We start from the raw sequence: 21,552 nt of genomic DNA, 5'->3' as shown, positions 1-21,552 counted from the left end.
GACCCGGACTCAGCCCGGGTGGGTCATCGAGAGCAGGTCGAGCTTCTCGTCCAGCTGCTCCAGCGTCAGCTCGCCGCGCTCGACGTAGCCGAGGTCGATCACGGCATCGCGCACCGTGACGCCCTGGGCGACGGCGTGCTTGGCGATCTTCGCCGCTGCCTCGTAGCCGATGAGCTTGTTCAACGGCGTCACGATCGACGGCGACATCCCGGCGAACGCGGCCGCACGCTCGGTGTTCGCCTTCAAACCGTCGATCGTCTTGTCGGCCAGCACGCGTGAGGCGTTGGACAGCAGACGGATCGACTCCAGCAGCGCCGTGCCCATGACGGGGATCGCGACGTTCAGCTCGAACGCTCCGGATGCTCCCGCCCATGCCACGGTCGCGTCGTTGCCGATCACGCGGGCGCAGACCATCAGCACGGCCTCCGGGATGACCGGGTTGACCTTGCCGGGCATGATCGACGAGCCGGGCTGCAGATCCGGGATGTGGATCTCGCCGAGGCCGGTGTTCGGGCCGGAGCCCATCCAGCGCAGGTCGTTGTTGATCTTCGTCAGCGACACCGCGATCGTGCGAAGAGCGCCGGATGCCTCAACCAGGCCGTCGCGGTTGGCCTGAGCCTCGAAGTGGTCCTTCGCCTCGGTGATCGGCAGTTCGGTCTCCTCCGCGAGCAGCGCGATGACCTTCTGCGGGAAGCCGAGCGGCGTGTTGATGCCGGTGCCGACGGCCGTGCCACCCAGCGGAACCTCGGCGACGCGGGGGAGTGCAGATTGCACGCGCTCGATGCCCAGGCGCATCTGACGGGCGTAGCCGCCGAACTCCTGGCCGAGCGTGACCGGCGTCGCATCCATGAGGTGCGTGCGGCCCGACTTCACGGCATCCTTCCACAGATCGGCCTTCGCCTCGAGGGCGACGGCGAGGTGGTGCAGCGACGGGATCAGCGTGTCGATGAGCGCCTGGGTGACGGCGATGTGCACGGAGGTGGGGAACACATCGTTCGACGACTGCGACGCGTTCACGTGGTCGTTCGGGTGCACAGCCGAGCCGAGGATGCTGGAGGCGATGGACGCCAGCACCTCGTTCATGTTCATGTTCGACGAGGTGCCCGAACCGGTCTGGTAGGTGTCGACCGGGAACTCGTCGTCGTGCGCGCCAGAGGCCACGCGGTCGGCGGCAGCGGCGATGGCATCCGCGATGGCGCCGTCGAGGGTGCCGAGCTCCTTGTTCGCGAGCGCCGCCGCCTTCTTGATGCGCGCGAGGGCGGCGATCTGCGCCGGCTCCAGGCCCTTGCCCGAGATCGGGAAGTTCTCCACTGCACGCTGCGTCTGCGCACCGTACAGTGCGTTCACTGGCACACGGACCTCGCCCATGGTGTCGTGCTCGATGCGGTAGCCCTGCGATTCTTCGCCGCTGCGCTGGTGAGTGTCGGTCACTGCGATCCCTCCTTGGTTGCGGGGACGTCCTCGACCCCGGTGTTGATTCCTACTGAGATGGCGGGCACGGCCGTGCCCTCGGCAAGACGGTAGTTGGCGCCCACGATGCCCAGCCGGCCCTCGGCGACCGCGTCGCTGATCAGCTCGGACGACTGCAGCAGGTTCGCCACCGTGTTGCGCAGGTGCTCGCGTCCGACCCGCTCGGCATCGATGTCGGCGGGCGATGTGCCGCCGTTCTGAGCCAGCACCTTGCGGGCGGCGGGGATGATCGGTGCGATGAGCTTCCAGATGTGCGGCGGCAGCGGGTCGGCGTCGATCGCGGTGCCGTCGATCGCGGCGCGCACGGCACCGCATTCGTCGTGGGCGAGCACGACGATCAGCGGCACCTTGAGGATCTCGACGGCGTACTCGAGGCTCCCGACGATCGACTCGCCGATCACCTGTCCGGCGTTGCGCACCACGAACAGGTCGCCGAGGCCGAGGTCGAAGATGATCTCCGCGGCCAGGCGCGAGTCCGAGCATCCGAAAAGCGTCGCGACCGGATTCTGCTGATGGGCGAGATCGTGACGTCGCTCCACGTCCTGATTCGGATGCCGGGGCTCGCCGTTCACGAATCGACGGTTGCCGTCGAGCATCTGCTGCCAGGCCGCGGTGGGGGTGAGTGTCGTCATGAGGCCTCCGCGATGACGTTGATCTGAGGAATGAGCGACTCGGCGAGCTCGGCGGTCGAATCGGCAGAGCGTGAACCGTACAGCAGGATGTAGTCGTCGCCGGCCTGGGTGCCGATCGCGTACGAGACGTTGTCTTCGGTGTCGCGTCCCAGGGAGTAGACGTCCCACTCGAGCCCGCCGATGCGCGTGGTGTCGGTGGCGGCCGTACCGTTCAGCATCTGCGGGGCCCACGAGGAGTCGTCGTCGAATGCCTGCGCGATGCGGATGAACCCGCGCTCGTTCTCGGCGGCGGGCGCCACGGTGATGTTCCAGACGACGGTCGCGCCGCCCTGCAGCTCTGCGGCGTTCACCCGCCAGAAGTCGTCCAGTTCGGGCACGACGGCCGGACTGCCCATAGTCGTCTCGACATCGGCGGCGATGGCGGAGACATCGATCTTCGTCTCGGATGCACGCTCACCACGCGGGACGGCGAAGATCACGACCGCGACGACGGCCAGAGTGACGAGCAGCGCGGCGATGAGGTTGCGGAAGTTCTGGCTCGCGCGGTAGTTCTTGCTGAACTCCGCCTTGCGGGCAGCGGTCTCCTCCGGCGTCTCGGGACGTCCGAGCTCTGCGACGATCGGAGCGCTCTTGCTCACGATTCTTCCCTCGAGGGGGAATCGGATGCCGCGGCACGGGCCTCATCGAGACGGCGCTTCGCGCCCAGCAGCCACTCCTCGCAGCGTGCGGCGAGCGCCTCGCCACGCTCCCAGAGAGCGAGGGAGTGCTCGAGGGTCGGGGCGCCCTGCTCGAGTTCGGCGACCACGCGCACGAGTTCGTCGCGAGCGGCCTCGAACGACAGGGTCTCGACAGGGGAGTCGGTCGGCGCAGTCACGGTTTCCATCCTACGTCCAGCACGCTCATCACTCCGCTTCCGCGATCTCGCCCTCGGAGCGGGCGGCGACCGATCCGCGGTCGACCGTGATGGTCAACGATGCTCCGGCCGGAGCATCCGCCGCATCGCGCAGGATCACACCGCCGTCGAGGTGCGCGATCGCGTAGCCCCGCGCCAGCGTCGCGGCGGGCGAGAGGGCACGCAGCGAAGCACGCAATTCGGTCGTCTTGCGTGCGGCGGTGTCGAGCCGGCGGGTGATGGTGTCGCGTCCGCGCGAGACCTGCAGCCAGATCTCCTGCGCGCGGCTTTCGACGATCGGGTCGGGTGAGCGCAGCACCGGTCGGCTGCGCAACTGATCGAGCTGCTGGATGTCGTGCGAGATGCGCTGCGTGAGTCGCGTCGTGGCGCGTGAGCGCAGCTGGCCGATGAGGGCGCGCTGCTCTCCGACGTCGGGGACGACACGTTTCGCGGCATCCGTCGGCGTCGAGGCGCGGAGGTCGGCGACGTCGTCGAGAAGAGGATGGTCGTTCTCGTGTCCGATGGCGGAGACGACGGGGGTGGATGCCGCGGCAACCGCCCGCACGAGGCGCTCGTCGCTGAATCCGAGCAGGGTCTGCGGGTCGCCGCCGCCGCGAGCGATGATGATCACGTCGACGTCCGGGTCGGCGTCGAGCGTCGCCAGCGCGGCCAGGGTCTCCGGCACGCAGCGATCGCCCTGCACAGCGGCGTACTCGGTGCGGAAGCGCACCTGCGGCCAGCGCAGCTCCGAGTTGCGATGCACATCCTTCTCGGCATCCGAGCGCTCGCCGGTGATGAGACCGATCACGTGCGGGAGGAAGGGCAGAGGTTTCTTGCGGGACGGATCGAACAGCCCCTCCTGGCGCAGCTGTGCGCGCAGCTTCTCGAGGCGCTCGAGCTGGTCGCCGAGACCGACGTGCTTCATGGATGACACGGTGAAGCTGAAGTCGCCGGCCTTGACGAAGTAGTCTGCCTTGACCGCCGCGACGACATGGTCGCCGATGCCGAGATCGGCGGGGATGCGTCCACGCACGCTCGACCAGATGCGGATCGAGATCTGCGCGTCGGAGAGGGTGTCCTTGAGGCGGGCGAACACGTTGCCGCCGCGCACGTTCCAGGAAGTGATCTCGCCCTCGACCCACACGACGTTCCACCGTGCGATGAAATCGCGGATCGTGCCGTTCAACCGGGCGACGGACGTCGGGGTGTCCGAGGTCGAGTCGCGCGGAGCCACGGCATCCGCCGCGGGAGCCTCGCCCTTCGCCGGTGTCGCTTCGAAGACCGTCATCTGGCCCCTTCCGTGCTCATGCGTCTGAGTGCCCGTCCAGGCCCGGCACGACCGTTCGAAGGTAGGATCGAAGGGTGAGCCAGGCCACCGTACATCTTCCCGTTCCCCGCATCCCTCGATCGCGGGCGACGCGGCTTCAGGATAACCCGGTGGACGGACACAAGCGGGTTCTGCTCGCCGCTCCCCGTGGTTACTGCGCCGGCGTCGATCGTGCCGTCGTCGCGGTCGAGAAGGCGCTCGAGCGCTACGGCGCACCCGTCTACGTGCGCAAGCAGATCGTGCACAACATCCATGTGGTCACCGAGCTCGAAGAGAAGGGCGCGATCTTCGTCGAAGAGGTCGACGAGGTGCCGTCCGGCGCGCATGTCGTGTTCAGCGCGCACGGTGTCTCTCCTGCGGTCGTGGAGGCGGCATCCGATCGGGGCCTGCTCGCGATCGACGCGACCTGCCCTCTGGTGACCAAGGTGCACCGTGAGGCCGTGCGTTTCGCGCGCGACGATTTCGAGATCCTGCTCATCGGCCACGAGGGACACGAAGAGGTCGAGGGTACGGCCGGTCACGCACCGGAGCGAGTGACCATCGTCAACTCGCCGGAAGAGGCTGACACCGTCGTGGTCAAGGACCCGTCGAAGGTCGTCTGGCTCTCGCAGACCACGCTTTCGGTCGACGAGACGATGGAGACCGTCAACAGGCTGCGTCTGCGGTTCCCGGATCTGCAGGCGCCGCCGTCCGATGACATCTGCTACGCCACTCAGAACCGTCAGGTCGCGATCAAGAAGGTCGCCGTCGACGCTGAACTCGTGATCGTCGTCGGCTCGTCGAACTCGTCCAACAGCGTTCGCCTGGTCGAGGTCGCGCTGGAGTACGGTGCCAAGGCCGCGTACCGGGTGGACTACGCCGAAGAGATCAAGCAGGAGTGGCTCGACGGCGTCGCGACGGTCGGCGTGACGAGCGGCGCATCCGTTCCCGAGGTCCTCGTGCGCGAAGTGCTCGAGACGCTCGCCGCGGCCGGCTACGGCGATGTGGAGGAGATCCGCACCGCCGAGGAGGATCTGATGTTCTCGCTTCCCAAGGAACTGCGTCAGGACTCCTCAGGCCAGCGCGACGCGCGTGCACTCGGTGGCCGCGCGACAGCGGATTCGACCACCTCCTGAACGACAACCCCGCGCGCTCGTCGCCACAGTTGTCTTAGGCTTGTCGTGCAGCACACGTATCACGGTGCTGCAGATGGAGGGTGCGTCCCCAGCGCAGCTTCATCTTGAGGCGTGAGCGTCCCCAGCGTTCCGCTTCAGCGGCCCCCGAGGAGTCCCCACTCCTCTGGGGCCGTCGAGATCTCTATGGCTGTCTCTCTGCGTCGCGCGACTGCGGAACCGTTCCTGCGATCCGTTCAACGATGAGCCGGTTAGCATGTCGGGATGACCGATCAGCGGCCCCAGTACGGCGAGTATGCGACTCCGGATGAGCAACGGCGCCTCGCGGGGCTTCCGCCGGTGGATGCTGTGCCTGCCGCCCCATCGATCGAGCAGCAGGTGCAGCCCGCGCCCGCTCGCTCGATCACCAAGGCCAGGCCGTGGGACCGGATCATCACGATCGCCCTACTGGCCTACGGCCTGGTCAACGTGTTCATGACCGGCATGGCGTACCTCGATCTGCCCACGGTCATGAACCAGAGCATGGGAATCCTCGGCATCGAGGGCGAGTTCACGAACTTCGCTCAGGGCAAGCTGTGGGGCACGACCGGTGCGATCCTCCTTGTCGTGGGCTGGGTGATCACGGCATGGCTTTCGCTGCGCCGCCTGCGCACCGGAAAGCTCACTTGGTGGGTGCCGCTCGTCGGTGCCGCTGCGACCATGCTGATCGTGTCGATCTGCATCATGATTCCGATGATGGGTGACCCTGCCTTCATGGCCTATGTCGACGGGATGTCGGGTCGATGAGCGGTGCGAGCCTGGTCGCTGTCTGTGCCGTGCACCAGTTGCGACCAGACGCCGGTGCCGTCGGGTCGACGGCGATCGACAAGCGTCCGGTGACGGGTCCGGTCCGTGTCGGCGCGTACGGGGTATACGCCGACGTGCAGGCGGACCGCAAGAACCACGGTGGTCTCGATAAAGCGGTGTACGCGTATTCGCAGGCGGACGCCGCGTACTGGGCGAACGAACTCGGGCGTGAGCTGCCGCCGGGATGGTTCGGTGAGAACTTGCGTGTCGAGGGTCTGGACGTGAACGCGGCACGCATCGGCGAGCAATGGCAGATCGGCGGGGCTGTGGTTGTCGAAGTGACCATGCCACGCACACCCTGCCAGACTTTCGCGCGCTGGGTAGGCGGTGACGACGAGCGCGGCTGGGTCAAGCGCTTCTCTGCCGCGGGACGACTCGGCCCCTATTTGCGCGTCGTCAAGAACGGGCGCATCGAGGCCGGCGACGAGATCATCGTTCTCGAGCGACCGGATGACGCCCCGACGATCCTCGAGGTGTACCGGGCCGGATAGGCCGATCGGCTCAGCCGCGTTCGGCTGCGTACCGCGGTGCCATCGCCTCCATCTGGTCCATCACGAGCCCGATGGCGGCAGGCTGCTTGTCCGGCGGGTACTTGTACTTCACCAGCAGTCGCTTGATCGATGAGCGCAGCTTGGCCCGCACGTCGTCGCGGACGGTCCAGTCGGTGCGCACGTCGCGGCGCATGACGGCGACGAGTTCACGCGCGATCTTCGCGAGGGTGTCCTCTCCGTGCACGTCGACCGCCGATTCGTTGGTCGCGACCGCATCGTAGAAGGCGAGTTCGTCGTTCGACAGCGCCGGCGTGAAGTGCTGGCCCCGGGATGCTTCGGCTGCCACCTCCTTCGCCAGCTCCACCAGTTCGGCGATGACCTCGGCGGAGGTCAGCTGCTGGTTCGTGTAGCGGAACATGATCTCGGCGATCCGCTCGGAGAACGCGCGCTGGCGTACCAGGTTGCCCCGCGACACGGCGAGGCTCTCATCGATGAGTGCGGCGCGGAGCGCCTCGATCGCCAGTTGGGGGTTGCGGGCGTGCTGCACCTCTTCGACGAACTTCGGCGTGAGGTCGTCGAGCGAGAGACGTGGCATCCCGGCGGCCTCGTAGATGTCGATGACATCGCCCGTCTCGGTCGACTCTGCGATGAGAACGCCGAGCAGGCGCTGGATGTCGTCGGGGATCGGTTCGTCGCGCGCCTGACGATCCTGCGCGTCGAACTTCGCCATCCAGATGCGCACCTCTTCGTAGAAGGCGATCTCATCGCGCACGTCTGTGAGCGTGCTTCCGCCGGAGGCGAGAGCCCAGACGCGGGCGAGTTGACTGCTGAGCTTGCGGAAGCGCACGGCCGTCGTCGCCGAGGTGTCTCCGTCGCTGTCCGCCTGGTTGCGGACGGGTTCGCGCAGGAAGCTGGTGGCTCTCGTCACCGCCCGAAGGCCTGCGCGCGGCCCTCCCGCCTTCAGATCATTGCGCCAGTCGTGGCCGACCAGCAACGGGCGGATCTGCTCCAGGTAGGCAAGGGCGAGTTCCTGCGCCTCTTCGACGTCGCGTCCGACCGGCTTGTTCTCCTGGTCGGTGACGGTGTATTCCTGCAGTGCCTTGGAGAGGTTGTCTGCCAGCGGCGCATAGGCGACCAGCAGGCCGTCTTCTTTGCCGCGGAATGTGCGGTTCACCCTGGCGAGCGTCTGCATCAGCAGCGCCCCCTTGAGCGGCCGATCGAGGTAGAGCGTGTGCAATGGCGGCGCATCGAAGCCGGTGAGCATCATGTCTTTGACGATCACGAGTTCGAGTTCGTCCTCAGCGTCCTTCAACCGATCCTTGATGACCGCGTTCTGAGAGTCGCGACGCACGTGATCGCTGATCGGCGGCTGATCGCTGGCGGTGCCTGAGTAGACGACCTTGATGCGTCCGGCATCCAGCGCGTCGGAGTGCCAGTCCGGGCGGCGTTCGATGATCGCGGCGTACAACTTGGCGCAGATCTCGCGCGTGCCGCCGACGATGAGAGCCTTGCCCGGACCCTCGACGAACGGCGCCATAGCGGCGCGGCGTTTCTCCCAGTGGTCGAGCAGGTCGTCTGCGAGGGCGTCGATGCGCTCTGGTGAGCCGTAGACGGCGTTGACGACAGCGACGGATGCTTCGAGCCGGGCCCGCTCGGTCTCATCGAGTCCGACCGTGTACTCATCGGCCGCGGCGTCGATCTCCTCTGGCGAGACGTCTGCGGCGAAAGCGACTTTGATGAGGCGCGGTTCGAAGTAGACAGGTACCGTGGCGCCGTCGTCGACGGCCCGGCTGAGGTCGTAGATGTCGATGTATTCGCCGAAGACGTCTTGCGTGTTCCGCTCGGCGAATGAGATCGGCGTGCCGGTGAACGCGATCAGCGTGGCGTGGGGGAGCGCGCGGCGCAGGTGGTGCGCGTACCCGTCGAGGTCGTCGTAGTGGCTGCGGTGCGCCTCGTCGACGACGACGATGATGTTGCGGCGTTCGCTGAGCAGCGGATGCTTGATTCCGGCATCCTTCTCGGCCTTGCTGAGGCCGAACTTCTGCAGGGTCGTGAAGTAGATGCCGCCGGTGTTGCGGGCCTGCAGTTCTTCGCGGAGCTGGCTGCGAGTGGCGACCTGCACGGGCTTCTCGGGCAGCAGCAGGCTCTGATCGAACGTCTGGAACAGCTGCCCGTCGAGTTCGTTGCGGTCGGTGATGACGACGATCGTGGGGTTCTTGAGCTTGTGGTGGCGCGCGGCGAGGTTGGCGTAGAGTTCCATCTCCATCGACTTGCCCGAGCCCTGCGTGTGCCAGACGACGCCTGCCTTGCCGTTGGTCTCCACCGCCTGCACGGTCTTGCCGACGGCCTTGGTGACGGCGAAGTACTGGTGCGGCTTGGCGATGCGCTTGACGAGTCCGTCGGAGCCCTCATCGAATGCGGTGAAGTTGCGTGTGAGCTGAAGGAAACGTTCTTGGTTGTAGAGGCCCGAGAGGGCGTCGTCGAGGGCTTGGACGTCTTCGTCGCCCTCCATGCGCGGCTGTTGCAGAGGTACGCCGTCGTCGTCGACGTTCCAGGGCGAGAAATGGTTGAGGGGAGTGAACGGCGTGCCGTACTTGGCTTCGAGGCCGTCGCTGGCGAGGGTGAAGACGCAGAATCGGAAGGCCATCGGGAACTCGCGCAGGTAGGTCTGCAACTGGGAGTGAGCGGATGCTGCGCCGACTCCGGCCCGCTTCAGTTCGATGATGCTGATCGGCATGCCGTTCACGTAGAGCACGACGTCGAAGCGGCGATGCACCTCTCCGTGACCGGGTGTCGTCTGACGGATGGTGACCTGGTTCACCGTGAGCCAGTCATTCTGCGCCGGATCAGTGCTGAGCAGACGCAGCGAGGGGTTCTGCTCGATGCCGTCCTGATCGATGTAGCTGAGCGGGTAGCCGTTGGTGAGGTATCGGTGGATGCGGTGATTCTCGGTGATCGCATCCTGCGAGGTCGGCGAGGCGATCTCGACGACCGCCTGCTTCAGATAGTGAGCGGGAACGCCGGGATTCAGCCGGCGCAGCGCCTCGAGCAGGCGCGGACGGATGAGCAGCTCGTCCCAGCTGTCGCGCTCGCCGGAGCCGGGGGAGATCTGCTCGCCGTGCAACGGATGCCAGCCCAGGGGTTCGGCGAGCGTGTTCTGGGCGCTCTGCTCCCAGACGGCCTCGGAGATCGTGGTCATGATTGCTCACTCCTCATCGAGCGCCGGCGGCGCGGGGAAACTGGGGCGCTGAAGTGCGCGGTCCGTAGTGGCGTCGGAGACCACGTGGTCACGGAGATACTCACGCAGGTAGGGCATGGCGATGTCGACCTTGCCGTGACCGGCGGGAACGATCATGCCGGCGTCGATCAGCCGCTGGCGGTACACGCTCAGGTACTTCGAGGTGACTCCGAGGCTGGTGCGGAGATCGCTCACGGCGGTGGGGCCGTCGTCGGCGGCCATACGCGCCAGTACCGTCAGATCTGTGGGGGAGAGATCGCTGAGCGACGGCTCATGAATGTTTCGACCCATCGTCCGGCGGGCTTTTCGATACGCGGATCTCACGTCGTCGAGCGAGATCAAGGTTTGTTGAGGCGACGCCTTCCATGCGAGGTCACCGATCAATTGCGCGAGGAACGGATACCCCTGAGTGGCGCGTACGGCGTAATCCAGTGCTTCTGCGTCGATCTCACGTCCGCGATCCACGATCGGGATCCGGAGTGCATCGACGACGTCGTCGTACTCGAGGAAGTCGATCGGCGGGCGCAATGATCTGCGCAGGAACGTCAGGCTCTTGTGGCTGAGTGCTTCCTTGATCGCACCGCGGAGGCCTGCGCCGGCGAACGCGACTTCGAGGTCGTTCCGGATCGCGTGCTGGTGTTCGGCTGCGAACTCGGCGAGTTCATCGATGGAAGAGGAATTGATCTCATCGAGAGTGATGAGTACGCCGTGCGGCTCGGTGAGCGACGTGGCTCTCTCAAGTTGTGATCTGAGGGTGACGGGGTACGCGGGCGCCGGCGTCACCTGAGTGGTGATGCTGGCGCCAGCGACTCCTACGCCAGTGATGCTGCGCTCCGTCGGCGGGTCCAGATGGTCGATAGCCCGTTGCAGGTGGTCGTTCGTGACTCGCGCGAGAAAACCGGGAGTTGCGGTCTCGGAGATCACGATCCACTCGCGCTCACGTGCGATGTCTTCGAGAGCGTTAAGGAGTACTGTCTTGCCGACGCCGCGTGGGCCTTCGATGAGCATGGAGCGTTCGGTGCTCCAGGAGCCCTCGGCCAATGCTGCGGCGAAGTCGTCGAGGATGGAGTCGCGTCCGGCGAGCATCGGCGGGGTCTTACCGAACCCCGCCCGAAACGGACTGTCATTCACGTTTGTCACGTTTAGACTCCTTTAGATTTCTTTAGACTTTACATTCGCCTTTAGACATTGCCAAGCAGTCGTCGCAGTCCGTTCTCGTCGACGATCGGGATGCCGTAGTCACGTGCCTTCTTCGCTTTACCGGAGAGCGTGTCAGCATCGGCCGCGACGAGCAGACGCACCTTCTTCGTGATTCCGGTGTGGGGTGCGTAGCCGAGCAGCAGGAGTTCGTCCTCCCAGTCGGAACGCGGACGCGTCATCTCACCCGTGAGGACGATGAGGTCACCGGGAGCCAGCGTGAATGCGTTGACCATAGGCACCGCGTCGACGCGTTCGCGCGCTGAGCCTGTCGAAGCGCTCAATCCGGCCGTGATCGTCGGACGCGTAACGCCCGGGATGCCGAGCAGTTCCGCTACCGCGTCGAGATCGTGTTCTTCGTCGTCGGTGAGTACGCCGTCTGCCCATGCCACCTGTGCGAGCGCGCCGTAGTACTGCGCGTGCAGATCTTCGATCTCGAAGCGGCTGAATCCGAGCTCGTCGGCGGCAGAGGCGAGCTGTCTCGCCTCGCTGACCGAGATGACACGGTCGAGCAGACAGCGGTCAAGCAGCCCGAGGTATTCGGCTTCGACGCCGGTGGCGCGCGGATGCTTCGCGTCGACGGAGATCCGCTGCAAGAAGTGGACCTCCTCCTCAACGTCGCCGCGTGCTTGCCAGGCAACACCAGTGGTACGCCCTTGTGGATACGGGAAGTCTTTCGCAGCGGCGATGTGGCCGAACCAGTAATCGCGCCATGCCGGTGCCTCTGCGGTCGTACGGAGGTACGCGGCCAGCAGTTTGGCCGTGGCGAGTGAGTCGGCTCCAGCGGAGTGGGCCAAGGCGTTCTCGACCCCGAAACTGCCACATGCGTGCGCGAGGGCGACGGATCCGCCGAGTCCGAACTGCGCGCCGAGCCGCATCGTGCACAGGTGGGGGATCTCACCCCAGATCGCATACCCGGAGCGCTCGAACTCGGCGTTGAGGAACCGCAGATCGAACGACGCATTGTGCGCGACGAACACCCGTCCCTGCAGTAGAGCGGCGAAGTCGGCAGCGATGTCACTGAACACCGGAGCCTGAACAACTTGCGCCGCCTTGATTCCGTGGATGCGCTGCGGCCCGAGATCGCGCTCGGGATTGATCAGCGTCTCCCAATGTCCCGAGATGGTTCCATCGGGTTCGACGTGGGTGATGCCCACTTCGACCACGCGGTGGTGGTACGACGGCAGTATGCCCGTGGTCTCGAAATCTACGACGGCGAAGCTCATGATGCTTCGTCTGTCGCAGCATCAATCGTCGCAGTGACATCGAAAGCGAACCGGTGCTGTTCAGGGTTCTTACGACATACAGCAAATGGTTCCCATTTCGTCGGGCGCTCATTACCGTCCGTGTCGATCTTGAACATGGTTGCGATGTTCTTCAGCCGGAGCGCACCGTCACACTGGGGGCATTCCCCTTCCATGCGCGCGAGCCCCAGCCGGCCATCGCGTCCCCACGCAGCGGGAAACAGGCCGAGCCTATCGAGGGGTCTGACCTGGCGCTTGCGCACGACGTTGAACGCGCTCCAACTCAGCGCCGCGAGCACGGCGACCACCAGAAAGAAGCCCATCCATACGAACCGCTCCCAGCTCGGTGTCACGGAAGGGGCGCTTCCGCGAAGTAGCGCCCAGAGCGGCTCGGCGATCTTCGCGAGCGGAAGCAGAGTCAGCAGCGACAGTACTGTGCCGATCCACGCCAGCGCAGATTGAGTGAGGGGACTGTTCCACGTCCACCGAGCCTTCAACGGTATGTTCTTCGGGGACTCGAGGCCGTGATGCACAGTCGACCCGGCTGCTGCTTGGATCACCGTGCCGCGGTTACCCTTTGCTACGGACTGGGAGACGTTGCCAGACCCGTCGAGCGGCGCCCCGCACTCACCGCAGAATCGCGCACCGTCTTGTAGCGGGCTATCGCATTGGGGACAGAACTTCATCAGAGGACCTCCTCGGCATGGTGTATCGCGTCGTTCACACGAAGCAGACCCGACATGAGCTTGGGAAGCAGCGCGTCGCGGGTGGCGGCGAGCGTCGCGTTCTCTGAGAGCGCGGTATCTGCGTACTTGAAGAACGGCAAGGCGAAGACGTGAAAGTCGTGGCGTTCAGACGGAGATGACTCCTGCAGGCGCAGGAGCGGCACACTCTTGACATTGAGCGCACTCATGACGCTGCCTGCGTCAGTGCGCTGATCAATCTCTCGACGAACTGCTCTCGACATCATTGCTGCTGCAATGAACGAACCCGATTCGCTGGCATCGTTCGGTCGGATGCCTGTCATGTTTCTCCCGAGGGCGGCGACGTACCCGTCGGGGATCCTCGCGACGGCGCCGATGCGCCCAACGTTGGTGATGACAAAGTCCCATGCGCGTGTTTCGAAACGCCGTGACCAATTCGCATAGTCCTCAGTGGAGATGTAGTACGCCGATGTCCGGTCAACGAGCCCGTCATCGCGGATGTTATTGAGCTGCATCAACGTGGCGCCAGTCGGGACGCGCTCGGGCTTCTTCGAATGTAAGCAGTCGACGACTTCCCCAAGCTCGCCTAGCGGCACTTCCAAGGCACGGTCACCGAACCGCCTCATGAACTCGGCATTCGACAACGCAAGGAGTCGGTCGATCAACCGGGTGTTGGCGGCGATCTTGTCGTCGAGAGCGCCGAGCACCTCGGCGATTGCCTGCTGCTCGGGGAGGGGCGGGATCTGTACCTCCCAGTCGGACATTCGGTTGAGTGGGATGCGGTTCACGGTCGCACCGTGGATCGTGTTTAGCACGATCGTTTCTTGGAACGCTTGCCCAAGATAGAGATACAAGAAGAACCGAGGGTCAATCACCTCTCGGTTTGGCCGAATGAGCGCCATTCTTCGACCGAGGCAAGCGCGTATCCCATCTGGCATCAGCGCGGCTTCGCCGAGTCGCGTCTCATATGAGAAAAGAAGATCATCTCTCTGAGGCGTGACACGCTTTGTCCAACGAGCGAAATCGTCTTCTGAGACATGATCGGACAGATCCAAGCTGAGGCGTCCGCGATTCAAACTTGCGATGTTGAGGAAGTATGGGCCCTGGTCGATGCGGGTCGGAGTTGCGTGTGGGCCATCGAAAATCTCGCCGAGGTTCTCAATTTTCATCGTCCGCCACTCAGACATCGACCCGCCCCAACTGCTCACGAACAACCGCAGCCAACCGCTCGGACTCCTCGAACTGCGAGAACAACTCGCCCTTCAGCCGCGCGAGCTTCTGCTCGATCGGCTCGCCGTCGTCCTCGACCTCGGCGGCGCCGACGTAGCGGCCTGGCGTCAGGGCGTAGTCGGCGGCTTTGATCTCGGCGAGGGTGGCGGAGTAAGCGAAGCCGGGGATGTTCTCGTAGGGCTGCTGTGAGGCTTCGACTCGCTGCGCTCGCTCAGCGCGTTTCGTCTCGCCTTCGGCTCGCTCAACGACCCGCGTGGAGGCTTCCGGCGTGGGGGCGTCCGGCGCGGAGTCATTCGGCGTCCGCGCAGGGGAAGGTATGCCGCGCCAGGCGTGGTAGGTGTGGGCGATCTTTGCGATGTCCTCATCCGACAGCGCGCGCTCGGCGCGGTCGACCATGTGACCGAGGTTGCGAGCATCGATGAACAGCACCTGGCCGGTGCGATCGATCGAGCCGCCACGCGACCCTTCGACAGGCTCAAGGAGCGCTCCTTTATCCTTCGCGAAGAACCACACGCACACCGGGATTCCGGTCGAACGGAACAGCTGCGTCGGCAGCGCCACCATGCACGAGACGAGATCAGCTTCCACGATCTCGGCACGGATCGCGCCCTCACCGCCGGAGTTCGACGACATCGACCCGTTCGCCATCACGACGCCGGCCGTGCCGCCCGGCGCGAGCTTGGAGAGGATGTGCTGGATCCACGCATAGTTGGCGTTTCCCGCCGGCGGCACGCCGTAGCGCCAACGCGGGTCGGACTCATCACGCGCCCAGTCCTTGATGTTGAACGGCGGGTTCGCCATCACGTAGTCGAACTCGACATCCGGGTGCAGATCGCGCGCGAACGTGTCCTGCCAGCGCGCACCGAGGTTGCCGCTCAGGCCGTGGATCGCGAGGTTCATCTTCGCCAGACGCCAGGTGCGCTCGTTGAGCTCCTGACCGTACACCGAGATGTCCGAGCCCTCGCCGTGGTGCGCGTCGATGAACTTCTCGGCCTGCACGAACATGCCGCCCGAGCCGCACGCCGGGTCGTACACGCGACCCTTCGTCGGCTGCAGAAGCTCGACGAGCACCCGCACGACACCGGCCGGCGTGTAGAACTCTCCGCCGCGCTTACCCTCGGCCGCCGCGAACTTCTCGAGGAAGTACTCGTACACCTCGCCCAGCAGGTCGCGCGCACGGCGTCCGTCGGCACCCCCCTTGCCCTGGCCTGTGAATCGTGCCGAGTTGAACAGGTCGACGAGTTCGCCCAGCCTGCGCTGGTCGACGCTGTCGCGGTTGAAGATACGGGGGAGCGTGCCGTTGAGCTGCGGATTCGCCTGCATGACAGCATCCATCGCCTCATCGACAAGCAGACCGACCGACTTCTCCGCCTCGCCTATCGACGGGCCGAGTCCCTTCGCGTTCTCCGCCAGGTACGACCAGCGTGCATTCGCCGGCACCCAGAACACGCCACGGCCGGTGTACTCATCGGTGTCGTCGATGAGCTCGGCGATCTGCTCCTCGTCGTAGTCGTCTGCCGCGAGCTCTGAGCGGATCTGGCCGCGGCGCTCGTCGAATGCATCCGAGACGTACTTCAGGAACACCAGCCCGAGGATGACGTCTTTGTACTGTGAGGCATCCATCGACCCCCTCAACTTGTCGGCGGCCTTCCAGAGCGTGTCCTTGAGCTCTTTCATCGTCGACGGTGCGGTGTCGACCTTCGTGCGTGCGGCCATCAGCTGGTCCCTTCGGTGTTGCTGTCAAGTGTGGTGTCAGGCTCCGACGTCTCGTCGGACGGGTCATGGGGGACGGGCTCTGCGGTCACGACGCCCGCTGCGAGGGCGTCGATCACGAGGCTCTCGAGCGCTGCGAGTTCTGCCGCACGCCGATCGGCATCGGCGCGCAGTGCGCTGACACGATGCAGCGCGTCGCGCGTGGCATCGTGCTGGGAGGGCTCGACGCGGCGCAGCATCCAGCGCTGCCAGGGCGACGAGCCCCCCTGAGCGTTGATATCGGCGGCGACGATCTCGGGAACGAACGCGTGTGAGGCGAGTCGCAGGATGCGTGCCGGATACTCGACCACACTCGCACCATCGCCGTCGACCAGCGCGCGCGGGCTGGCGCCGGCGAGGAACACGACGTCGCCTGGACGCGTGATCTCTGCGCGTGGATAACTCGCGGCGAGGCGCAGCCGGTCGATCTGGCGACGTACCCGTGCGACCCTCTGCACTTCGTCGCGGCCGATGATGTCGAATCCGTCGGCCCCGGTGGAGTCTTCGACACTCAGTCGCGCTCCGCTCAGCGCTCGGACGTCACCCGCATCGATCGCATCTCCCAGTGAAACGGACGCTGGTGCAGCAGGCGTCGTCGTGGTGCGCAGCGGGAGGTCGATCTCAAGACGGGCAGTAGCCTCATCCAGCAGCACTGGCAGGTCGGCAGGCGCCGGTCCGTTGGCGCCCAGCCGGGGGAGCGCGCTCGTCGCAACCAGCGGCGTGTTGCCCGCGAGCAGCGACGAGGTGCGCACGAACCGCAGGAAGCGGAACGCGTGAGCGAGCACATCTCGGCGTGTGCCGAGTGACGTGACCAAGTCACTGATCACATCGCGTGTGCGACCGTCGTTCAACTCGATCCCGCGAAGATCGCCGGTCAATGTGAATCGGTCGGCGAGGGGCGTGCCGCCCTGCGGACCGCCGATGAGCCAGATCGCCATCACCTGGCGAGGAGCGGTCACCACCATGCCTTGCGGAAGGCGCAGGATGCCGCGCACGCGCCCCGATCGGAGCACCGCATCGCGGGAGGCCTCGGACGCGCCGAACAACGGTTCGGTGAGCAGCGTGTCGGGTCCGATCACGATCGCTCGCTGAGCATCGCCCAACTCGACCACGAGTTCTTCCAGTTGTGCGAGCTCCGCTTCCGGTGCCGAGCCGCGTAGCCGTGCAACACGCACAGCCGGTGCAGCCCCGCCGGGTGGCCGCTGGGTGAGCAACGGGTACAGCCCGCGAACGAGAAGTTCGCGTCGGATGCTACGCCCCGCGTCACCCGAGGGAACGTGCACCTCGACCTCGGTGCTCTCGCCGAACGACGCGATCACCGTGGCGACTGTGTCGTGAGCGGAAAGGGCACCCGGTGCGTCGGCGATCATGGGCCGGTCGTCGTCGAGGAGCGCACGCGACAGACCGGTGATCAACTCACCGCCCTGCGCGGAGAGCGCCCCGGCCGAACCATCACGACCCGATGTCGGTCGACGTTCGCGCAGCCGTTCCCATGCGCCGAGCGTGGAGTACGCGGCATCTGCCATCTGATCGGCGAACGCAGCCCAGGAGGCATCGACGCTAGCGATCTCGCGGACGAGAATCTCGTCGTCGGGATCAGCCTCGTCCGCGCGCTCGATCAGATCCCCGTCGAGCAGCGGCCGGCCGTCAAACGCGCGCAGGGCGAGCAGAGCGCCGAGAGCATCGGCGTGCTGCGTCTCCGTCAGTGCCAGCGAGTCGACCAACGCGAACGCCGCGGCGTCGGCGACAGCATCCGGGTTGTTGCCGTGATTGGTGTCGCACAGCCACTGCGCCACCTCAAGAGCACTGAAACGGTCGCGCCCGTTCGACGAGATCCTCGGTCGCGGGAATGGCATCGTGCCGCTGCTGAAGCGGGTGCGCCACATGGAGACAACTGGCCGCTGCACCCTCGCCAGTGCGGCGACTTCGGAAAGCGAGATGAGCAGGGTCGCCGCATCAGACGTGGTGGCCGCATCAGCAGGCCGGCGTCGGTCAGAGGGACGTGCAGTGGTCATGAGGCGACTCTAGCGACGAGTTACAACATTTCGATGAAAGTGCTGATAACCCGTCTTATCAGAGTATCAATCGCCTGATCTCGCAGAGGTCTCTAACGTCACTTCTGGCGACCACGCGTCGCCACGGTGGGCGAGTGGAGGGGACGCACTCGTCCACCGTTTCACAGACATTCATGGAGGCACTGATGTTCCGCAAATCACTGGCAGCGTCGGGAGTCGCGCTGGCCGCTTTCGCGTTCGCCGCGTGTTCCGCTCCGAGTCCCGCGGCCGACACAGGTAAGACGCCAGATACAGCGCCTGTGGAGAGCGCGCCCACACCAGAGGCGTCCACGCCGGCTCCGGAATCCGAGTTCGGTGAGAAGGTTCTGAGCACACGCGGCAACATGATCAAGCAGATCGGCCAGCTCGCCGGCACCGGCATCTCCGGTGATCCCGACACGATCGGCTCCCGCTTCGTCGTGACCGATATCGTCCTGGACCCGGTGTGCGATTCGGGATGGTCAGACACGCCTGCGAACGGCCACTACCTCGCGCTCCACATCAACGTCGAGACGACTCCCGAACTGGCACAGTCCGACAACCCCGAAGTGTGGTTCTCACCATACGACTGGCAGTCATACGACCCGCACGGCAAGCGCCTCAACGACCCCGTCGGGAACGCGTGGTCGTGCATGAGTGAAGCTGCGACCCTTCCGTCTTCTGTGGGTCCGGGGCAGAGCGTCTCCGGCTACATCGTGCTCGATGTCGCCGCGACCACGGGCACCGTCGTCATGACCCTCGGTGGCGGCCCGACGGGCTGGGAGTGGGATTACTGACCGCTCTCGTACCCGAATCAAATCATCGACTAAAAGTTAGGAAACCCATCATGTCCGTTTTACCTCCTCCTGCGCCCGGCTACGTCGCGCCTCCTGTGCCCGGCACAACTGAGGCTCCCACCGTCGGCAAGTCGTTCACCGTCGCCTGGCTCTTCTCGCTGCTGTTCGGCGTTTTCGGTGTCGATCGCTTCTATCTCGGCAAGGTCGGCACCGGACTGCTCAAGCTGTTCACACTAGGTGGACTCGGCATCTGGTACCTGGTCGACCTGATCCTGATCCTCGCGGGTGCCATGCGCGACAAGGCTGGTCATCGACTCGACGGCTACGACAAGACCAAGCTCATCGCCTGGATCGTCACTGGCGTGCTCGTGCTCGTTGGCGGCGTCTCCGGCGCGGTCAACGGTGCATCCGGAGAGGCATCCGGCGGAGGCGCTTCGCGAGCCGGGGTGGTCGACGGACTCGAGAAGACCGCGGACGTCGCCGAAGAACTCGTGGATGGCGCGCTTGAGGATGCTGCCGCTGAGGAGACACCCGCCGTCGAAGAGCCGGCCGAGAGCGCATCCGCATCCTGGGCGAACAGCACCTGGGGCGAGTTCGCGCCGATCCAGCAGTCCGGTGCGGGCGACACCATCATCGACCTTCCGGCCGGTGCGACCGGAGGCGTCGTGGTCGCAACGCACAACGGGTCGAGCAACTTCGCCGTCAGCGTGCTCGATGCGAACAACGGATCGACCGGTGAACTGCTCGTCAACACGATCGGTGCATACAGCGGCACGACGGCATGGGGCATCTCCGCCCTCGGCGATGGAGTGAAGCTGCAGGTGACCGCGGACGGTGATTGGACCTTCGATATTCGGCCGATGGGCTCGGCTCCCGCGCTTGCGGCCGAAGGCGTGGGCGACGCGGTGTTCGTCTACGACGGCGATGCAGCGTCGCTCACTGCTGCGCACACCGGATCGAGCAACTTCGTCGTGATGCAGGAGAACTCGGACGTGTTCAACCTCGGTCTGCTGGTCAACGAGATCGGTACGTACAACGGCACAGTGCCGCTTTCGGGGGGTCCTTCTGTGATCACAGTCCGCGCGGACGGCAATTGGAGTCTCACCGTCGACTGACGACAAGACCTCGCGCTGGGGACGCGAGCTGCGTGGGGACGCAGGAACAGAGGATGCCTCGATCTGAAGCGGTCGAGGCATCTTTGTGCTCTGATTCAGCGCTCCGCGACATGCGCGTCGGGCCCCGGGTAGAGCGTGCCTTCGTGCCCATCGTCCCACCGCACCAGATATGGCGGCGATCCTTCGTCGCCATGGACTTCGAGGATCTCACCTTCGCGTCTGTGGGCCGTGTCGGTGCGCCCTTCGATGATCAATCGGTCACCGGGTTTCGCCTGCAACGTCATCACACCCTTCCCTCGCGGATCGGATGCTTCCACGATGCTCCTCGCGACGCCGTGTGGCAAGCACCTGCTGCATCGACCGCGCACGGGAAGGAGAATGCCCCGACCCGAAACCGGGTCGAGGCATCCTCAGGATCTGCAGGTCAGCTCTTGGACTGGCCGTACGAGCCGAGCTGGCGGGTCGACCCGACCACGCGGGCGGCCATCGCCGACTCGGCGACCTTGCCCCAGGCGCGGGGGTCGTACAGCTTCTTGTTGCCGACCTCGCCGTCGACCTTCAGCACGCCGTCGTAGTTCTTGAACATGTAGTCGGCGATCGCACGCGTGTACGCGTACTGCGTGTCGGTGTCGATGTTCATCTTGATGACGCCGTTGGCGACCGCGAGGGCGATCTCCTCATCCGTCGAGCCGCTGCCGCCGTGGAAGACGAGGTCGAGCGGCTTGGCGCCGGTGCCGAACTTCGCCGCGATGCCTTCCTGGATCTCACCGAGCAGTTCAGGGCGCAGCTTCACGCCGCCCGGCTTGTAGACGCCGTGCACGTTGCCGAAGGTCAGAGCGGCGATGTAGCGTCCCTGCTCGCCGAGGCCGAGGGCCTCGACGGCCTGCGTGACATCGGCGATCGTCGTGTAGAGGGCCTCGTTCGATCCCTCGTGCTGCACGCCGTCCTCTTCGCCGCCGACGACGCCGATCTCGACCTCGAGGATCGCGTTGATCGCCTTCATACGGGGGAGCAGGTCCTTCGCGATCTCGATGTTCTCGTCGAGCGGCACGGCCGAGCCGTCCCACATGTGCGACTGGAAGATCGGGTTGCGGCCGGCCTTCACCTCTTCCTCGGATGCCGCGATCAGCGGCTCGACGAAGCCCGCGAGGGCGTCCTTCGGGCAGTGGTCGGTGTGCAGGGCGACCGTGACGGGGTAGTTCTTCGCGACCTCGGTGGCGTAGCGCGCGAAGGCGAGAGCGCCCGTGGCGCGGGCCTTCACGGTGTGACCGGCGAAGTAGTCGGCACCGCCCGTGGTGACCTGGATGATGCCGTCGGATCCGGCCTCGGTCAGCCCCTGGAGGACGGAGTTGATGGTCTGCGAGCTGGAGACGTTGAACGCGGGATACGCGAAGCCACCGGCCTTCGCGCGGTCGAGCATTTCTGCGTACTGATCCGGAGTGGCGACGGGCATGAGAAACTCCTGCGATAGA

At 65.5% G+C, this 21,552-nt stretch carries 19 protein-coding genes; 5 read left to right on the top strand and 14 right to left on the bottom strand.

The genetic code is table 11. From position 1 onward, the window contains the following. Window positions 1–9: 9 nt before the first annotated feature. From J1M43_RS11640 to xseA, 5 genes are read right to left on the bottom strand one after another with little or no spacing between them, the layout of a single operon-like run. Window positions 10–1,431: an aspartate ammonia-lyase gene (locus J1M43_RS11640; RefSeq protein WP_206476773.1), complete on the bottom strand. Its 1,422-nt coding sequence runs from the start codon at window positions 1,429–1,431 to the stop codon at window positions 10–12. Next, window positions 1,428–2,102, bottom strand: a complete 675-nt coding sequence (locus J1M43_RS11635; protein ID WP_206476772.1) for a carbonic anhydrase — start codon at window positions 2,100–2,102, stop codon at window positions 1,428–1,430. The genes J1M43_RS11640 and J1M43_RS11635 overlap by 4 nt, the downstream gene beginning before the upstream one ends. Then, entirely contained in the window at window positions 2,099–2,740 is a 642-nt protein-coding gene (locus J1M43_RS11630) for a DUF4245 family protein (RefSeq protein WP_206476771.1), read from the bottom strand. Before J1M43_RS11630 ends, J1M43_RS11635 begins: the two co-directional genes overlap by 4 nt. Continuing rightward, a complete protein-coding gene (locus tag J1M43_RS11625; RefSeq protein WP_033104850.1) occupies window positions 2,737–2,985 on the bottom strand; it encodes an exodeoxyribonuclease VII small subunit in 249 nt (82 codons plus the stop codon). Before J1M43_RS11625 ends, J1M43_RS11630 begins: the two co-directional genes overlap by 4 nt. A 19-nt stretch (window positions 2,986–3,004) precedes the next feature. Continuing rightward, window positions 3,005–4,282 carry an exodeoxyribonuclease VII large subunit gene (gene xseA / locus J1M43_RS11620; RefSeq protein ID WP_033104849.1) on the bottom strand — a complete coding sequence of 426 codons (1,278 nt, stop codon included), beginning with the start codon at window positions 4,280–4,282 and terminating at the stop codon, window positions 3,005–3,007. A 149-nt stretch (window positions 4,283–4,431) separates the two neighbouring features. Between xseA and J1M43_RS11615 the strand changes: the two genes are divergently transcribed. From J1M43_RS11615 to J1M43_RS11605, 3 genes are all read left to right on the top strand, one after another. Then, window positions 4,432–5,436 (top strand): 4-hydroxy-3-methylbut-2-enyl diphosphate reductase, encoded by a 1,005-nt coding sequence (locus tag J1M43_RS11615; protein WP_234000532.1) that lies wholly within the window; start codon window positions 4,432–4,434, stop codon window positions 5,434–5,436. A gap of 261 nt (window positions 5,437–5,697) precedes the next feature. After that, the gene (locus J1M43_RS11610) at window positions 5,698–6,219 is read left to right on the top strand and encodes a DUF6264 family protein (RefSeq protein WP_206476770.1); all 522 of its coding nucleotides are present in this window, start codon (window positions 5,698–5,700) and stop codon (window positions 6,217–6,219) included. After that, window positions 6,216–6,770: an MOSC domain-containing protein gene (locus tag J1M43_RS11605; protein ID WP_033104846.1), complete on the top strand. Its 555-nt coding sequence runs from the start codon at window positions 6,216–6,218 to the stop codon at window positions 6,768–6,770. Before J1M43_RS11610 ends, J1M43_RS11605 begins: the two co-directional genes overlap by 4 nt. A 10-nt stretch (window positions 6,771–6,780) precedes the next feature. Here J1M43_RS11605 and J1M43_RS11600 read toward each other — a convergent pair whose 3' ends face one another. From J1M43_RS11600 to J1M43_RS11570, 7 genes are read right to left on the bottom strand one after another with little or no spacing between them, the layout of a single operon-like run. Continuing rightward, complete coding sequence (locus tag J1M43_RS11600; protein WP_206476769.1) at window positions 6,781–9,969, bottom strand: type I restriction endonuclease subunit R; 3,189 nt, start codon at window positions 9,967–9,969, stop codon at window positions 6,781–6,783. A 6-nt stretch (window positions 9,970–9,975) separates the two neighbouring features. Then, window positions 9,976–11,148, bottom strand: a complete 1,173-nt coding sequence (locus tag J1M43_RS11595) for an ATP-binding protein (RefSeq protein ID WP_206476768.1) — start codon at window positions 11,146–11,148, stop codon at window positions 9,976–9,978. Between the two features lie 41 nt (window positions 11,149–11,189). After that, on the bottom strand, window positions 11,190–12,431 hold the full coding sequence (locus tag J1M43_RS11590; protein ID WP_206476767.1) for an exonuclease domain-containing protein: 1,242 nt from the start codon (window positions 12,429–12,431) through the stop codon (window positions 11,190–11,192). Then, window positions 12,428–13,135, bottom strand: a complete 708-nt coding sequence (locus J1M43_RS11585; protein ID WP_206476766.1) for a zinc-ribbon domain-containing protein — start codon at window positions 13,133–13,135, stop codon at window positions 12,428–12,430. Before J1M43_RS11585 ends, J1M43_RS11590 begins: the two co-directional genes overlap by 4 nt. Continuing rightward, complete coding sequence (locus J1M43_RS11580; RefSeq protein ID WP_206476765.1) at window positions 13,135–14,322, bottom strand: restriction endonuclease subunit S; 1,188 nt, start codon at window positions 14,320–14,322, stop codon at window positions 13,135–13,137. Before J1M43_RS11580 ends, J1M43_RS11585 begins: the two co-directional genes overlap by 1 nt. A 10-nt stretch (window positions 14,323–14,332) precedes the next feature. After that, entirely contained in the window at window positions 14,333–16,099 is a 1,767-nt protein-coding gene (locus tag J1M43_RS11575) for a class I SAM-dependent DNA methyltransferase (RefSeq protein WP_206476764.1), read from the bottom strand. Continuing rightward, on the bottom strand, window positions 16,099–18,150 hold the full coding sequence (locus tag J1M43_RS11570; protein ID WP_206476763.1) for a hypothetical protein: 2,052 nt from the start codon (window positions 18,148–18,150) through the stop codon (window positions 16,099–16,101). Before J1M43_RS11570 ends, J1M43_RS11575 begins: the two co-directional genes overlap by 1 nt. Window positions 18,151–18,335: 185 nt before the next feature. On the opposite strand from J1M43_RS11570, the gene J1M43_RS11565 reads away from it, so the two are divergent. Both J1M43_RS11565 and J1M43_RS11560 read left to right on the top strand, forming a co-directional pair. Beyond that, the gene (locus tag J1M43_RS11565) at window positions 18,336–18,965 is read left to right on the top strand and encodes a hypothetical protein (RefSeq protein ID WP_206476762.1); all 630 of its coding nucleotides are present in this window, start codon (window positions 18,336–18,338) and stop codon (window positions 18,963–18,965) included. Window positions 18,966–19,015: 50 nt separating this feature from the next. After that, window positions 19,016–20,080, top strand: a complete 1,065-nt coding sequence (locus J1M43_RS11560) for a TM2 domain-containing protein (protein ID WP_206476761.1) — start codon at window positions 19,016–19,018, stop codon at window positions 20,078–20,080. Window positions 20,081–20,175: 95 nt separating this feature from the next. On the opposite strand, the gene J1M43_RS11555 is transcribed toward J1M43_RS11560, so the two are convergent. Then, window positions 20,176–20,397, bottom strand: coding sequence for a DUF1918 domain-containing protein (locus J1M43_RS11555; protein ID WP_307823418.1), 222 nt, complete (start codon window positions 20,395–20,397; stop codon window positions 20,176–20,178). Between the two features lie 107 nt (window positions 20,398–20,504). Next, window positions 20,505–21,533, bottom strand: a complete 1,029-nt coding sequence (gene fbaA, locus J1M43_RS11550) for a class II fructose-bisphosphate aldolase (RefSeq protein ID WP_206476760.1) — start codon at window positions 21,531–21,533, stop codon at window positions 20,505–20,507. Window positions 21,534–21,552 lie beyond the last annotated feature (19 nt).

It is taken from the genome of Microbacterium sp. KRD172 (assembly GCF_017168295.1).
Taxonomy (GTDB): domain Bacteria; phylum Actinomycetota; class Actinomycetes; order Actinomycetales; family Microbacteriaceae; genus Microbacterium; species Microbacterium profundi.
This window is presented reverse-complemented; position numbering and strand designations above follow the sequence as displayed.

What these genes read in the sequence shown, in the direction of transcription:
- J1M43_RS11585 (WP_206476766.1), bottom strand. Translation starts at nt 13,135, where the DNA reads ATGAAGTTCTGTCCCCAATGCGATAGCCCGCTACAAGACGGTGCGCGA.
- J1M43_RS11560 (WP_206476761.1), top strand. Translation starts at nt 19,016, where the DNA reads ATGTCCGTTTTACCTCCTCCTGCGCCCGGCTACGTCGCGCCTCCTGTG.
- fbaA (WP_206476760.1), bottom strand. Translation starts at nt 21,533, where the DNA reads ATGCCCGTCGCCACTCCGGATCAGTACGCAGAAATGCTCGACCGCGCG.
- xseA (WP_033104849.1), bottom strand. Translation starts at nt 4,282, where the DNA reads ATGACGGTCTTCGAAGCGACACCGGCGAAGGGCGAGGCTCCCGCGGCG.
- J1M43_RS11565 (WP_206476762.1), top strand. Translation starts at nt 18,336, where the DNA reads ATGTTCCGCAAATCACTGGCAGCGTCGGGAGTCGCGCTGGCCGCTTTC.
- J1M43_RS11625 (WP_033104850.1), bottom strand. Translation starts at nt 2,985, where the DNA reads ATGGAAACCGTGACTGCGCCGACCGACTCCCCTGTCGAGACCCTGTCG.
- J1M43_RS11635 (WP_206476772.1), bottom strand. Translation starts at nt 2,102, where the DNA reads ATGACGACACTCACCCCCACCGCGGCCTGGCAGCAGATGCTCGACGGC.
- J1M43_RS11580 (WP_206476765.1), bottom strand. Translation starts at nt 14,322, where the DNA reads ATGAAAATTGAGAACCTCGGCGAGATTTTCGATGGCCCACACGCAACT.
- J1M43_RS11575 (WP_206476764.1), bottom strand. Translation starts at nt 16,099, where the DNA reads ATGGCCGCACGCACGAAGGTCGACACCGCACCGTCGACGATGAAAGAG.
- J1M43_RS11600 (WP_206476769.1), bottom strand. Translation starts at nt 9,969, where the DNA reads ATGACCACGATCTCCGAGGCCGTCTGGGAGCAGAGCGCCCAGAACACG.
- J1M43_RS11610 (WP_206476770.1), top strand. Translation starts at nt 5,698, where the DNA reads ATGACCGATCAGCGGCCCCAGTACGGCGAGTATGCGACTCCGGATGAG.
- J1M43_RS11570 (WP_206476763.1), bottom strand. Translation starts at nt 18,150, where the DNA reads ATGACCACTGCACGTCCCTCTGACCGACGCCGGCCTGCTGATGCGGCC.
- J1M43_RS11590 (WP_206476767.1), bottom strand. Translation starts at nt 12,431, where the DNA reads ATGAGCTTCGCCGTCGTAGATTTCGAGACCACGGGCATACTGCCGTCG.
- J1M43_RS11605 (WP_033104846.1), top strand. Translation starts at nt 6,216, where the DNA reads ATGAGCGGTGCGAGCCTGGTCGCTGTCTGTGCCGTGCACCAGTTGCGA.